This is a genomic window from Lactobacillus sp. C449L, assembly GCF_059900815.1.
In genome coordinates this window covers 1-13960 of record NZ_JBWXGA010000004.1, presented here as the reverse complement: position 1 = coordinate 13960, position 13960 = coordinate 1, and the positions used below count along the sequence as shown (strand labels likewise).

General features: G+C 37.5%; 9 protein-coding genes, 6 tRNA genes, 1 pseudogene and 1 riboswitch. Of the genes and pseudogenes, 3 read left to right on the top strand and 13 right to left on the bottom strand.

Annotated features, from left to right (window positions below; genetic code table 11):
* Positions 1 to 191: 191 nt before the first annotated feature.
* The 3 genes and pseudogenes from AC2JF9_RS06665 to AC2JF9_RS06655 form a co-directional block, all read right to left on the bottom strand.
* A pseudogene (locus tag AC2JF9_RS06665) lies at positions 192 to 659 on the bottom strand (L,D-transpeptidase).
* Between the two features lie 228 nt (positions 660 to 887).
* Entirely contained in the window at positions 888 to 1730 is an 843-nt protein-coding gene (locus tag AC2JF9_RS06660; RefSeq protein WP_500726234.1) for an NAD(P)H-hydrate dehydratase, read from the bottom strand.
* A 2-nt stretch (positions 1731 to 1732) separates the two neighbouring features.
* Complete coding sequence (locus AC2JF9_RS06655; RefSeq protein ID WP_500726433.1) at positions 1733 to 2965, bottom strand: D-alanyl-D-alanine carboxypeptidase family protein; 1233 nt, start codon at positions 2963 to 2965, stop codon at positions 1733 to 1735.
* A 145-nt stretch (positions 2966 to 3110) separates the two neighbouring features.
* Between AC2JF9_RS06655 and AC2JF9_RS06650 the strand changes: the two genes are divergently transcribed.
* Both AC2JF9_RS06650 and AC2JF9_RS06645 read left to right on the top strand, forming a co-directional pair.
* Positions 3111 to 3194: transfer RNA gene (locus AC2JF9_RS06650), tRNA-Leu, on the top strand.
* Positions 3195 to 3264: 70 nt separating this feature from the next.
* Complete coding sequence (locus tag AC2JF9_RS06645) at positions 3265 to 3486, top strand: PspC domain-containing protein (RefSeq protein WP_500726232.1); 222 nt, start codon at positions 3265 to 3267, stop codon at positions 3484 to 3486.
* Positions 3487 to 3583: 97 nt separating this feature from the next.
* Here the strand turns inward: AC2JF9_RS06645 and AC2JF9_RS06640 are convergent, their stop codons facing one another.
* Positions 3584 to 5227, bottom strand: coding sequence for a putative polysaccharide biosynthesis protein (locus AC2JF9_RS06640; RefSeq protein ID WP_500726230.1), 1644 nt, complete (start codon positions 5225 to 5227; stop codon positions 3584 to 3586).
* A gap of 94 nt (positions 5228 to 5321) precedes the next feature.
* Positions 5322 to 7736: a leucine--tRNA ligase gene (gene leuS / locus AC2JF9_RS06635; protein WP_500726228.1), complete on the bottom strand. Its 2415-nt coding sequence runs from the start codon at positions 7734 to 7736 to the stop codon at positions 5322 to 5324.
* A gap of 259 nt (positions 7737 to 7995) precedes the next feature.
* Between leuS and AC2JF9_RS06630 the strand changes: the two genes are divergently transcribed.
* Positions 7996 to 8661 carry a phosphatase PAP2 family protein gene (locus AC2JF9_RS06630; RefSeq protein WP_500726226.1) on the top strand — a complete coding sequence of 222 codons (666 nt, stop codon included), beginning with the start codon at positions 7996 to 7998 and terminating at the stop codon, positions 8659 to 8661.
* Between the two features lie 87 nt (positions 8662 to 8748).
* Here the strand turns inward: AC2JF9_RS06630 and AC2JF9_RS06625 are convergent, their stop codons facing one another.
* From AC2JF9_RS06625 to AC2JF9_RS06590, 8 genes are all read right to left on the bottom strand, one after another.
* Entirely contained in the window at positions 8749 to 9510 is a 762-nt protein-coding gene (locus AC2JF9_RS06625) for an NAD(P)H-dependent oxidoreductase (protein WP_500726224.1), read from the bottom strand.
* 159 nt (positions 9511 to 9669) lie between these two features.
* Positions 9670 to 11124, bottom strand: a complete 1455-nt coding sequence (locus AC2JF9_RS06620) for an MDR family MFS transporter (protein ID WP_500726222.1) — start codon at positions 11122 to 11124, stop codon at positions 9670 to 9672.
* Positions 11125 to 11141: 17 nt separating this feature from the next.
* Positions 11142 to 12341 (bottom strand): methionine adenosyltransferase, encoded by a 1200-nt coding sequence (metK, locus tag AC2JF9_RS06615; protein ID WP_500726220.1) that lies wholly within the window; start codon positions 12339 to 12341, stop codon positions 11142 to 11144.
* Positions 12339 to 12423, bottom strand: a riboswitch (SMK box riboswitch). Its footprint overlaps the gene before it by 3 nt.
* Positions 12424 to 12480: 57 nt before the next feature.
* Positions 12481 to 12553, bottom strand: a tRNA-Val gene (locus AC2JF9_RS06610).
* Between the two features lie 4 nt (positions 12554 to 12557).
* Positions 12558 to 12629, bottom strand: a tRNA-Glu gene (locus tag AC2JF9_RS06605).
* 150 nt (positions 12630 to 12779) lie between these two features.
* A tRNA-Val gene (locus tag AC2JF9_RS06600) sits at positions 12780 to 12852 on the bottom strand.
* An 885-nt stretch (positions 12853 to 13737) separates the two neighbouring features.
* Positions 13738 to 13827 (bottom strand) — tRNA-Ser (locus tag AC2JF9_RS06595).
* Between the two features lie 6 nt (positions 13828 to 13833).
* Positions 13834 to 13906, bottom strand: a tRNA-Asn gene (locus tag AC2JF9_RS06590).
* Between the last annotated feature and the right edge of the window lie 54 nt (positions 13907 to 13960).

Genomic DNA, 13960 nt, shown 5'->3' with positions numbered 1-13960 from the left:
CACTCTATTTGATACAAAAAAGTATCCGCTTGTTAAATTTGCATAATTGTCAGTTAGACACGCCTTCATACACTTTTCCAGCTCGACTTGCACCATCACGAGCTCGCTATCAGTATTGGAAAAAATGACTACTACTTCTAACATCCTTCAAAATCAGATTATAACAGGAAAAAGCTTCTAAGCCAACTCTTTTAATTATTTTTGATAACTACTTTTGTATCAGCTGGAATGTGCTTCATTAGCCAACGAGAGTCTGCCACGCTGAGCCAAATGCAACCATGAGAAGATGGTTTGACACCTAATTTTTGAGCTGCTTTTTTGTTGTATTTGCCATTTTCTTTGGTTGGAACAGAATGAAAAAGATAATTATTTTTCGGATCCTAACTAGTCCAGTTCTTGGCGCCTTCATTCAAATTGGGATTGTAAAAGGACTCTCCCCGATCAGGTTGAATTTGGTAAGTTCCTGTCGGTGTCATTGACTTACCATCCTTAAATGTTCCGGAGCTGGAAAGCATAGTGTAAATTACCTGATCTTCGCGTAGTATATATACCCGGTTTCCCTTTAGAGAAACACGAATTGTTAAATTATTTTCTAGATGCTTGATTTTGGGATAAGAAGTAGTTTGACTAGACTTGTACCATTTATATGGTTGCCGCATGCTTTTGGGATCTTGATAAGGTCGATATAACCTTGCCGTCTTTTTTTCTACCGTTTTTTCATTTGGGCTTTTATCCCGAGTAGACGGCATAGAGACCCGCGCCAAGCTGATGGCACAGATTAAAAAAACAAAGAAAGCAGTTAATGGTTTTAAAAAACTGTTTTTCATAATAGCCTGGCACCTCTTTTCAAGGTCATCTTAGAACTAGTAATTAAACTTCATCAAAACTCAATTAGCAAATTTGTTCATTATTTTAGGAATTAATGCGCTAACCTTGGTTGGCTGCACAATATAATTGTCTTTTGCAATTAAATCTCCAGCTAGTGAGTGAATATAAACACCAGCAAGAACTGAGTCTATATTGCCTCCAAATTGTGCAGTAAAACCACCAATAATACCAGCAAGTGTATCGCCCATCCCGCCAACAGCCATTCCTGGGTTGCCAATTGGATTGACAAACACTTGTCCATCCTGAGCGTATACTCGCGTATGGTTTGACTTTAAAACTAAAATGGCATTTTTTTCGGGAAAAAGTGAGGAAATAGTCGAAGTATTAGCACTATCATTTTGATAGGGGATTCTAATTTCGCTGATTCTTTGCCATTCCATTTGATGAGGTGTTAGAACCACAAGACCAGCATTATGTGGCGCTAGACGATGGTCTTGGGCAATCAAATCAAGAGCACCTGCATCTAAAACCAGAGTCTGTTTTGCTGTCACTTTTTGGCAAAGCATCTGCATTATTTTTTGACCAAATGGATTGACTCCTAATCCTGATCCACAAACTATAACATCTACATTTTTGACCATTTCAGATAAGCTGTCACTCCGCCAGTCAATATACATTGCCTCAGGATCACGTGCATGAAGTGCATGCAGATTAATTGAGTGAGAAGCAACAGCAACAAGACCAGCACCACTTTTTAGGGCACCTTCAGCTGCCATAATAATTGCTCCACCGTAATTTTCGCTACCACCAATTAGCAAGACACGACCGTAATTTCCTTTATGGGAATCGCTTTTTCTTTTTTTTACTACTTTATCTAAAATATCTTGCGAAATTTGCGTCATTTTTATCCTCCAAATAACCAACGCCAAAAGCGAACAAAGATGTTAACTTTTTGGGAAGATTGTAGTGCCTTGGCTGGAAGGCGTATACCATTAGGACTTTGAAGTGAGATTAGGTTTGTTGATCCCGACTTAATGTAATAGTATCCCACCTGCTGTCCTTTAGCAACGGGGGCTTCAACCATATTATTAACCAACCCAATTCTAAGTTTTTGACTGGTTACTGGAATCCAAATATTACAGTCTTTTTTAATTCCAATGTTAACTTTCTTATTACTGCCATTATGAACATTTATTAAAGTAGTACCAATAATCGCTTCATTCTGGCTTAAAACAAGTGGTCGATAGTTTTGATAAACGAATTTAAGTAATGTACTGGTTGCTTCAAAGCGAGCTGGGTCGTTACTATTAGCATGTCGGGCCCCCATCACAATCGTAATGATTCTGGCACCATTGTGCTTTGCTGTCCCTATAAAACAAGCACCAGCTTTATCCGTTGTACCTGTCTTTAGTCCATCCACTTTAAAATTCTCATGATATTGCGAAAGACCCTTGAGCATCCAGTTAAAATTAGTCATCGGAGTTACAACGTCTTGATCCACAAAATTCAAACGCGCAATTTTGGTGGTTCTAACTACCTCAGGAAATTCGTTAATTAGATGCTGACCAACAATTGCCATGTCTTTAGCGGACATTGTGTTTTCAGCATTTGCATCTATGTTAGGATAAGCATCCGTACCCATACTTTTATTTGGTAAACCACAAACAGTATATATTTGTGCATCATCTATACCCCATTTTTTTAGTTGCTTACGCATCTGTCTCACAAAGGTTAATTGTGATCCGCTAATCGCTTCAGCCAACATCATAGCCGCACCATTAGCTGATTCAATTAGTGTAGCTTGGTACAGTTGCCTGACTGTATATGAATGCTCCATTTTTAGTGGTACATTAGAGAACCTTTTATTATCAGCGACTTTAACGATGTTTTCAGTCGGTTTGACTTTTGTATCCCAACTAATCTTTTGATCCTTAACTGCTTTCAACGTTAGGTAAGCAGTAATTATCTTGGTCATCGAAGCAATCGGTAAGGGTTGGTTGATATTTTTTCCATATAAAAGCTGGCTAGAATTAGCATCGATGGCAATTGCTGATTTAACATTTAAGTTAAGCTGGTTTTCATGGTAGTTATCGGGTACAGCAGCAGCGGCAGTCACCTGAACAGGTATTAATAACATAATTGTGGCCACAATTGCCGTAACTAGCTTTTGAATTTTCCTTTTCAAAACCTCACCCCTTTTACTAGCTCTTTTAGATTATTTTGCCTTTTATGCTTACATTTTACCAAATTTTTGGTATTATTATTACTGTGTTTAAAACAAGGCCCCGATGGCGGAATTGGCAGACGCGCAGCGTTCAGGTCGCTGTTTAGGCAACTAAGTGAAAGTTCGAATCTTTTTCGGGGCATAATTTTAAGAGCTAACTATATTCGGTTAGCTCTTTTTGTATTAAAATGTACGTAAAAGGAGGAATTACCATGCAAAGACGGTTAACGAAATCAAGAGATAAAATTGTTGCTGGTGTTTTGGGCGGAATTGCTGAATACTTTGGCTGGGATAAAGCTTGGACAAGAATTGGTGGAGCGTTATTAATGTGTTGTACAGGTTTCGGCTGGATTTTGTACATTGTTGGCGCAATGGTAATGCCTGAAAGAACACGTTATGACGACACATTTGAAGGTAACTATCGCAAGCATTAAATTGCTTTTGTTAATTTAAGTTGGTAAAATTAAATTCCTTGGCAGGGGCAAAAGCTCATAAAAAGCGGGTTTACTCATCTTGAGTAACCCGCTTTTTCTATGCCTTAATATGCAGTTTTTCTAAAATAGGAACTATTCTATTGCCTAAGATTTTTTCGGCTAAGCTCGATTTAATCGCCACAAAAACGTAAAAGAGCCCTCCAACTATTACTGAAATCATAACAATTATTAGTGATGGTATACGTTGGGCCGGATTTAAGAATAGCTCTAGCAGTTTTTCAACCCCTAAAACTAATAAAAACATCAAGAGCGAAAAGCAAGTAATGCCAATAAACCGACGACTGGTTCGGCTTTTGTTAAAGTCGTAAGTAACTTCAAGGTGCTTAAGTGCTAAGAAAATGATTACCAACATACCAAGATTAGTTGCCACTAATGGTCCAAATACTTTAAAAAGATAAATCATCGGGTACTGTGCAACTGCTTTTATTAGCAAGCCTAAAATTAAATACTTAATTGCCAGACCGTTCTCTGATAATCCTTGCAAAACAGCCATTAAAACAGTAAATAGGCCTAAGCTGATTGATGTAAAAGCTGAGAGATAAAGAATATTTGACCCCAATTGATCAAAACCATAAAAAATAGTATAAACTGGCGTTGCAATTGCTGCCATCCCAAAAGCAGCTGGAATCATTATAAAGAGAAATAAGTCTAACGTATTACCAACTTGTTTAGAGATCCCTTTAAAGTCATGTTTGGCATGCGCTGCGGATAGTAGTGGAATTGCAGTCACCGCCATTGCACTGGCGAGCGAAACAATAATCATAATCAATTTATTGGCATTGAGTGCAAAAAGTGCGTACCACGTTTCAATTGTGTTATAGCTAGCATGCAAAACACTAGCAATCATTGGGTGGAAAGTATATTGATCTACAAGGTAAAATAACTGAATACCTGCATCAATAATAATAAACGGAATTGCTTGCTCAACTATCTCGCCAAACAGCGCTACTGTTGAAACCTGGATTTTGTTTTCAGAATTTTCAACTAAGTCATTTAGTTTTCTTCGTCTGGATAACAAAAACCAAGCTAAAATGGCAATACCAAACACCGCACCAACAGCTGCAGCCAAATTGGACTGAACGACTGCATCAACAAAATTGCCATGTTGGACTTGCATAATAATGTATGCCGTTAATAACATCCAAACAACTCGGGCAAGTTGTTCTACAAACTGAGACATTGCCGAAGGCATCATGTCGGCATAGCCTTGAAAATATCCTCTCATAATGCTTAAAACAGGTATAAGCAAAATGGCATATGATAGGCTTCGCATTACAGCTACTTGTCTGGGATCGCTACGTGAGCCATTTGAAGCAAGAAGTGGCGAAGCAAAGTACATAATTGCCGCAGAAATTATTCCTAAAATAACCATCAATACTAATCCACGGTGAAATAGTTTCCGTCCTACACCATACTCATTAAGAGCGTTGTATTTAGCCACTTGCTTAGCAACCGCTCCGGGAATCCCAGCAGTAGAAATCAAAATAAAAATACTGTAAATATTATAGCTTCTAGCAGTTAAAGCGTTGGCAATATTACCGTAGGGCGACATCCAGTAAAACCATGGAATAATGTAGAGTGCACCCAAAATGCGTGAGGTAATCGAGCCAAAAGTCATCCACGCACTGCCTTTGATAAAAGTATCTTGCGTGTTTTGTTCTTTCAAATTATTTTCTCTCATTAATTTTCCCTAAACTCATGTTCTAACCATCTTATTTTGAATGAAATGCGCTAATTAACAACAAATAAACTAATCACTTTAGGAAAAATTAAAATTATTTAGCAACAATATTGACAATTTTGTTCGGAACAACAATAACCTTTTTGATTTCTTTGCCATCCAAGAATTTTTGAACATGAGGAAGTTCTATAGCCTGTTTTTTGAGGTCTTCTTGATCAGCATCTTTGGCTGCGTCAAAATTGCCACGAAGCTTACCATTAACTTGAACCATAATTTCTACTGTCGACTCAACTAATTTAGTTTGATCGTAAGTTGGCCATTTAGCAAAAGTTACTGATTCATCATGCCCAAACACTTGCCAGATTTCTTCCATCATGTGAGGAGCAATTGGAGCCGCAAGTGTAACAAAGCCCTCGGCATATTTTCTTGGAATGGTCTTTGCTTTTTGAGCGGAATTAATAAAGACCATTAATTGAGAAATAGCGGTATTGAAATGCAAATTATCAAAGTCTTCAGTGACTTTCTTAACGGTTTCGTTGTAAACCTTGTCAAGTGAACCATCATTTTCTTCGACAATGTTCTCTTGCGGAATAGCTTTAAGATCGAGGTCATTAACGAATAAACGCCAAATCCTATCCAAGAATTTCTTGGTTGAAGCAGGTCCATTATCGTCCCAATCAATTGATGCGTCTAGTGGCCCCATAAACATCTCATACATTCTCAGACTGTCTGATCCAAATTCTTCAATCACGTCGTCTGGATTGATGACATTCCCTTTAGATTTAGACATTTTATCATGATCTTTTAAAATTAAGCCTTGATTGTAAAGTCGTTGAAATGGTTCTTCGTTGGGTACAACACCTAAGTCATAAAGAACCATATTCCAAAATCTCGCATAAAGTAAGTGGCGAACAGCATGTTCTGCTCCACCAATATAGAGATCAACCGGCATCCATTTTTTAAGCAGGTCAAAATCGGCCAATTTATTGTCATTATGCGGATCAATATAGCGCAAGAAATACCAAGAAGATCCAGCCCAGTTTGGCATGGTATTGGTTTCGCGTTTACCCTTACGTCCATTTTTATCAACGACATTAACCCAATCCTTCAAGTTAACTAATGGGCTTTCAGGAGTTCCGGAAGGCTTGATGTCAGTAGCATGTGGTAAAACAAGCGGAAGCTCACTTTCCGGAACAAGGGTTGTTTCGCCATCTTCCCAGTGAATTACAGGAATTGGCTCACCCCAATATCGCTGCCGGCTAAATTCCCAGTCACGCAATTTATAGTTGACTTTCTTCTCACCAACGTGATGATCTTCAAGCCAATCAACCATTTTCTTTTTCGCATTTTCAATATCTAAACCATTTAAAAATTCAGAATCAATATGGGAACCTTCACCAGTAAATGCTTCTTTAGTGATGTCTCCGCCTTTAATTACCGCTTTAATCGGTAAGTGAAATTTTTGAGCAAATTCATAATCCCTTGTGTCATGAGCAGGAACGGCCATTACTGCCCCAGTACCATAGCTACCAAGAACATAGTCGGCAATCCAGATTGGTATTTCTTCGTTATTAACCGGGTTAATTGCATAAGCACCAGTGAAAACACCAGTCTTAGTTTTATTTAAATCAGTTCTTTCAAGGTCAGATTTAGATTCAATTTGCTTAACATAGGCTTCGACTTCTTCCCGGTGACTATCTGTAGTAATCTTTTTAACCAGCTTGCTTTCAGGAGCTAAAACAGCATAAGTTGCACCAAAAAGAGTGTCAGGACGAGTACTAAAAACATCAAAAACTTCGTCAGTATCTTTAATTTTAAACGTAATTTGTGCCCCAACGGAACGGCCAATCCAATTGCGTTGCATTTCCTTAACGTTTTCTGGCCAGTCTAAATTATCAAGACCGGCAAGTAAACGATCAGCATATTTAGTAATGCGTAACATCCACTGCTTCATATTACGCCGATATATTGGATAACCGCCTCGTTCAGTTTTACCATCAACAATATCTTCATTAGCAACCACAGTTCCTAAGTCAGGAGACCAATTAACTGGTACTTCAGCTTCGTAGGCAAGACCATTCTTGTACATTTGTTCAAAAGTCCATTGTGTCCATTTGTAGTACTTCGGATCACTGGTAGATATTTCACGATCCCAATCGTAAGAAAAGCCCAACTTATTTAGCTGTCTCTTAAAATTAGCAATGTTTTCTTTAGTAACTACTGCTGGATCTTGACCAGTTTGAAGTGCATATTGTTCAGTTGGCAGACCAAAAGCATCCCATCCCATTGGATGAAGAACATTATAGCCCTGACTGCGCTTCATTCGAGCAACGATATCGGTTGCCGTGTATCCTTCCGGATGTCCTACATGAAGTCCCTTACCTGACGGAAATGGGAACATATCTAGCACATAGTAGTTTTTCTTTTTAGGGTCGTTACCCGTTTTAAACGTTTGGTTCTTAGCCCAATAATTCTGCCATTTTTTCTCAACAACTTTGTGATTGTACATATATTTACCTCATAAAAAAAGTCCTATGAAATTTAAAAATCATAGGACGAATAATCGCGGTACCACCTAAGTTCCATGCTTAACACATGACCCTCAAACACCCCTTAACGCGGATAGCCAACGATAGATTTCAACCAGGCTCAGTTCACAACGCACTTTTCAAGTCTTGCACCAACCGACTCTTCTCTAAAGAAAAACAAAATTGTTACTAGTTCCCGACCTTTATTTTTTGTTCAATAATGATTATAATTTACCACAAATGCTAAAAAAAACAAGGGGAGAAAGTTACTTGAACACAAAAAACCATTCAAAAAGAGATACAATCATACCTGCAACCATTTTTCTGATTTTATATGCTTTTTGGGCTATTCTGGTTTCCTCAAACAGCCAGTTCATAAGCCAATTTGATAAAGCACTGATTGGATTAATTTGCAACAATAATCCGACTCTCATTGGTTTTGCTACTACCTTTACCAATTTGGGTAATACGAACGTAATTGTCGTTGAAACAGTTATATTAGTTATAATTTTAGCTTTGTTCCGAAAGTTTGCATATGCTTTCTTCGCTGCTGGCACAATGATTGCCGCCAACGGATACAATTGGATTATTAAGCATGCAATTGCTCGCCAGCGCCCGTTAGTTCACCATCTCGTTGATGCTCATGGCTTTAGCTTTCCATCAGGACATTCCGTCGGAAGTGCAGCGCTATTCGGTGTATTAATTGTTTTAACAATCTTATTAGTTAAGAATAAGGCAATCAAAACCGTCTTATGTATTGTTTGGACATGTTTCCCTCTCCTTATTGCCTATACAAGAGTATTCAATCATGTTCACTTTCCGTCAGATGTAGTTGGTGGTCTTTTAGAGGGCATTACTTTCGTACTTATTGGGTACTCGTTCCTGTATCATCTTTATTTAGAATAATAAAAGCCGTTTAGATAAACGGCTTTTTTAGTGTTATTATTTGTTTCTCCAACAATCGTATTTTAAAATTTCAGACCGTAACTAAAATCAGTTTATCCGGTCTATTAAATCGCGGTGCAAGTGATTTTGTAAAGTCAAGCGAAGCTGGATTAGTTTTTGTTGATAATCCGGGCTAAAGTTGCGTGGTTTTTGATCATTAACAAAACGACCAGCGTTTGTCATGCCCCAAAATTGAGCTGTATCATCATCAAAAACTTTAAAAGCCTTCATGTACTTATCCCACAATTGATCATTTTGTCCAATGCCGTCTCCGACATAGCCTTGACCTCCGCCTAAATAGCCACAGTTCATAATTGTGTAAAGATATTTGCCACTTAATAATCCAGTTAATCCTTCCGCTCCGTCTTCATATGCAAATCCAGCAGCAAAAACTTTCTCAATATATCCTTTGACAATGCTTACTGGAGCATCATGCCAGTTAGGATAAGCAAAAATCACCACATCTGCCTGTCGCACTAATTCTTGCTCTTGCACAAGATAAGCTGGTGCCTGACCTAAGCCATCTTTAACATAATAAAATTCCTCCGGATGTAAAACCGGATCAAAATTGAGGTCATAAAGATCTCGCAGTTCAACTGACCATCCCTTTTGTTCCAAATACTTCATCGCAGTATTAACTAAATCATAAGTTAAACTGTATTTACGAGGCTCACCTACAACAAATAGAGCTTTTTTATTATTCTGATTTTCTTCAAAACCGTGTGGTGTATATGACTGCCGCAAAGATTCGGGAACTATTGTCCCAGAAGTTTTTATTTCTCCGTTTAAGATGTTTTGAATTTGTTTCATTTTCTTCTCCTCAACTTCTTATTTTTACAAATATATCATAATCTACAGTCTTTAAAAGTATGACAATAAATTAAACAAGCTAAATATGATTATTAGTTTGCTTTAAGAGCAAAGAAAAAGTCCAAAAAATCAGTTGAATTTTTGGACTTAATATTTTAGTCAAAGCTTTTCGTTACTTTTTTTATAAATACAGTTAAAGCCAATTGAAAGAATAATTGCAACTAAAGATACAACATAAACGCCTTTTAAAGCACTAAATAATACTTGTCGCAGTTGGGGAATTAGGTTTGCAGCTAATTCTTTGGATTTAACTGAAGAAACAATTTTGTTCATCATTGACTGATTAAGATTCGGATGCTTAGCTAGCTGGCTAGTGACAATTGAGTTAAATGTTATGCCATAAATAGAAACTAGCATCGTCTGGCCCAAATAACGCATCAGCGTATTAAATGAAGTAGCCACTCCAACGTGATCTTTATCTACTAAAACCTGAGAGCGTACTTGTGAGGCCGTCATAACCGACCCAAAAGCAAAACCATTCATTACTGCTATCACACAAAATACCCAAAATGAAGTGTGGATTGGTACAAGTAGTAGCATACCGTCAGCAATCAAAAGCAATGTTAACATTCCAAAAAAGGTCTTCTTTACGCCCCAACGACTTAACATGCCACCAATTAGAAAGGACCCAATAACCCACATTACTGAGCTTGGCGTTACTGCAAAACCAGCAACTGTAGCCGTCGTGCCTCTGATTCCCTGCATCCATGTTGGAATATAGAATTCAAAGCCAATTACAACACCAGAAACAAGTAAGGTGATCATATTAACTGCTAAAAACTCTCTACCTTTAAGCATTGACAATGGCATTATTGGGTCGTCTGCGCGCTTTTCTTCACGATAGAACATAATTCCACTGACAGCAATTAAAACAACTAGAGCGAACAGCACAACTGGACTTAGCGCACTTAATTCTTGCAAAGTGAACATTAAAGTTAAAAGTAAGACAACTAACCAGAACGTTCCCTTAATATCCAGTTTTGTAGTTTCTTTTGTTTTTGGTTCGTTTAAAAATACAACAACCAATAAGAATGCAATCAAACCAATCGGAACATTAATATAAAAAACCCAGTGCCACGAGAGATTTTGGACAATAAAACCTCCTAGTAAAGGTGCAATAACTGAAGCAACACCCCAAAATCCTGAGTTAAGACCAAGCATTTTAGTTCTTTTTTCTAGAGTATACATGTCTGCAATAATCGTCATAGCTACGGGTTGAACAGCACCAGAACCTAACCCTTGAATTACTCGGAAAAGAATCAATTCAATCATGTTATTAGCTTGCCCACATAGCGCTGAGCCAATTACAAATAAAGTTATGCCAAATAGAAAAATTGGTTTACGTCCAATGCTATCAGCCAATTTTCCATATAAAGGAGTCGAAACGGCGGTCATAAACAAAAAGATTGAGACAACCCAATTCATAATTTCCAATCCATTGAGATCAGAAACAATCGTTGGCATAGCTGTTGAAACGATAGTACCTTCAATAGCAGTCATAAACGTTGTCATAAAAATTGCAAGTGTGACAACTGGCACATTTGTCTTCTTCAAAATTATTGCTCCTTCATTTATTTATTTTTCTGCACAAAATCCAAAAGATTCTGTACCTTGTCTGTCTTCTCCCATGGCAAGTCAATATCATTACGTCCAAAATGTCCATATGCTGCGGTCTGTTCATAAATTGGTCGCTTTAGGTTAAGCATCTTGATTATTCCGGCAGGACGTAAATCAAAAATGCTCCTTACAGCTTTATTCAGTATTTCATCACTAACTTTACCAGTGTTGTCAGTATTAACCATAATTGATACTGGATGGGCAACACCAATTGCATAAGCAAGTTGAACTTCACACTTAGTAGCTAGTCCAGCAGCAACAATGTTCTTGGCGACATAGCGAGCAGCATAGCTAGCACTTCGGTCAACTTTTGTCGGATCTTTTCCTGAAAAAGCGCCACCGCCATGACGAGCATAGCCACCATACGTATCAACGATCACTTTACGTCCAGTGAGACCTGAGTCACCCTTTGGTCCACCAATAACAAAGCGGCCCGATGGATTAATCAAATACTTGATTTCTGCATCAAGATATTTCGCCGGTATCACTTTTTTGACAGCCAAATCAATCATTGCTTGACGAATTTCTGCATTAGTTACTTGATCATCAGTTTGAGTTGAAATAACTACTGTATCAACCCGCTTAGGTTTTTGATTTTTGTCATATTCAACCGTTACCTGAGCCTTAGCATCAGGTCTAAGCCAAGTCAACGTGCCATTTTTGCGCAAGGTAGCAACTTGACGCATCAACCCATGTGCTAATGAGATTGGCAATGGCATTAATTCAGGCGTTTCGTCGATAGCAAAGCCAAACATCAAGCCTTGATCACCTGCACCAATTTGATCTAATGCATCTTCATCAGCTTGATTCTCACGTGTTTCTAAAGAATGGTCAACACCATCAGCAATATCAGGTGATTGTTCATCAATACCGACTAAGACAGCACAATTATTGCCGTCAAAGCCAAGCTCTGGACGATCATAACCAATTCGCAGAACTGTTTTTCGAACGATACTTTGGATATCAACATACGCACTAGTTGATATTTCACCAAAAACATACACAATGCCTGTGTTAACAACCGTTTCGCAAGCCACGTGCGCCTCAGGATCTTTGGCAATAATTGCATCCAGAATTGCATCTGAAATCTGATCTGCAATTTTATCAGGATGCCCTTCAGAAACTGATTCCGAAGTAAATAAACGTTTTTCCATAATAGTCCCCCTCTATAGACAATAGCTATTCGGTTACAAGGCATCTCCAAATTAATGGATCCTCTCAGGACTTGAACCGATATTATTTCGTTCTTCTTGTAAAAAAAAGACTACCGTGGATCCGGTAGTCCTAGAACGATGGAGGATACAGGGTTCGAACCTGTGACCTCCTGCTTGTAAGGCAGATGCTCTCCCAGCTGAGCTAATCCTCCAAAGTGACCCGTACGGGATTTGAACCCATGTTACCGCCGTGAAAGGGCGATGTCTTAACCACTTGACCAACGGGTCGTGTTCTGATTCAAGCACATTCAATAGTATACTAAACGAGAACCAAATTGCAAGGCTAAAAAGCTAAAATATGGAATGAATTTATAAAAAGCACTTTCATTCTTAAGGTAACAAAAAAGGATGCAATTCTACATCCTCTTTTATTACCTATGGAGGATACAGGGCTCGAACCTGTGACCTCCTGCTTGTAAGGCAGATGCTCTCCCAGCTGAGCTAATCCTCCAGATAACGTGATTTTATTGACCACTTTTAAAACTATACCATGAGATTTTTGGCTTGTCTAGAAATATTTTTTAAAAAATCTAGCAAACTCATGGGGTGTAGTTTCTTTGCAATTATCTCTCATCTACGCAAATTTACTTTTAAATTTTTAGTAATAAACTTGTTTAAAAACGTTCGAACAAATAAAAAGATTTTGAGTAGTAAAATTAACAATATTGGTGTCAGTAATTAATATATTCGGTTTTAAACAAACCTGAATAACTCACTTTATTAATAGACGGTTTTTAACTATCTACTTTTAGAATTAAAAACTCCATTTAGGCAAAAATAAATAACAGTACTTAGTACAAATTTGTTACTGTGCTGAGAGTTATTTTTTGATTTATTATTAATTAAGCAAAGCAAAAGTAACATAACTTAGTTTTTCAAATTTCTTTGTTGCTTGTTAAAAATCGAAGTGCTATAATTCATTTTAAGCAGATGTACTTTGAATGAGCATATCTACTTACATATATACTTTACTTTATAATTTCGTGTTAATATATCAACTTTATAGTTAATTAACTTAATTGATTATTACTTTCTCCAATTATAGTTAATAAACAACGAAAACCCTCACTAAATTTAGTGAGGGTTTTTGCATGCTCTAAGATTAAAATAATTTTTTAGTTTATACTCCGTCTATAAAAAACTCATTTATAGTTTAGAGCTGTATTTGCTTAACCAGAAAAAATGGCTTTAGTATGATTTATTTCAATAGTAGCACTACTAATTCATATAATTACTCAAGATAAACAAATCCATCAAGCAATATAGTTAAGTTTATTGTTAATAAACAAAAAACACCGCTAAATGTTAATTTAACGGTGTTTTATCTTATAAAATACGGAGTGTGAGAGATTTGAACTCTCGATACAGGATTGACCCGTATACATGATTTCCAATCATGCTCCTTAAGCCACTCGGACAACACTCCAAAATACTCCGGCTGTCAGACTCGAACTGACGACATCTTGATTAACAGTCAAGCGCTCTACCAACTGAGCTAAGCCGGAATATTAAAAAAGCACGGCAGCTTCCTACCCTCGCAGGCAGTCTCCCACCAACTA

What these genes read in the sequence shown, in the direction of transcription:
- AC2JF9_RS06655 (WP_500726433.1), bottom strand. Translation starts at nt 2,965, where the DNA reads ATGTTATTAATACCTGTTCAGGTGACTGCCGCTGCTGCTGTACCCGAT.
- metK (WP_500726220.1), bottom strand. Translation starts at nt 12,341, where the DNA reads ATGGAAAAACGTTTATTTACTTCGGAATCAGTTTCTGAAGGGCATCCT.
- AC2JF9_RS06640 (WP_500726230.1), bottom strand. Translation starts at nt 5,227, where the DNA reads ATGAGAGAAAATAATTTGAAAGAACAAAACACGCAAGATACTTTTATC.
- AC2JF9_RS06645 (WP_500726232.1), top strand. Translation starts at nt 3,265, where the DNA reads ATGCAAAGACGGTTAACGAAATCAAGAGATAAAATTGTTGCTGGTGTT.
- leuS (WP_500726228.1), bottom strand. Translation starts at nt 7,736, where the DNA reads ATGTACAATCACAAAGTTGTTGAGAAAAAATGGCAGAATTATTGGGCT.
- AC2JF9_RS06625 (WP_500726224.1), bottom strand. Translation starts at nt 9,510, where the DNA reads ATGAAACAAATTCAAAACATCTTAAACGGAGAAATAAAAACTTCTGGG.
- AC2JF9_RS06660 (WP_500726234.1), bottom strand. Translation starts at nt 1,730, where the DNA reads ATGACGCAAATTTCGCAAGATATTTTAGATAAAGTAGTAAAAAAAAGA.
- AC2JF9_RS06630 (WP_500726226.1), top strand. Translation starts at nt 7,996, where the DNA reads ATGCTAAAAAAAACAAGGGGAGAAAGTTACTTGAACACAAAAAACCAT.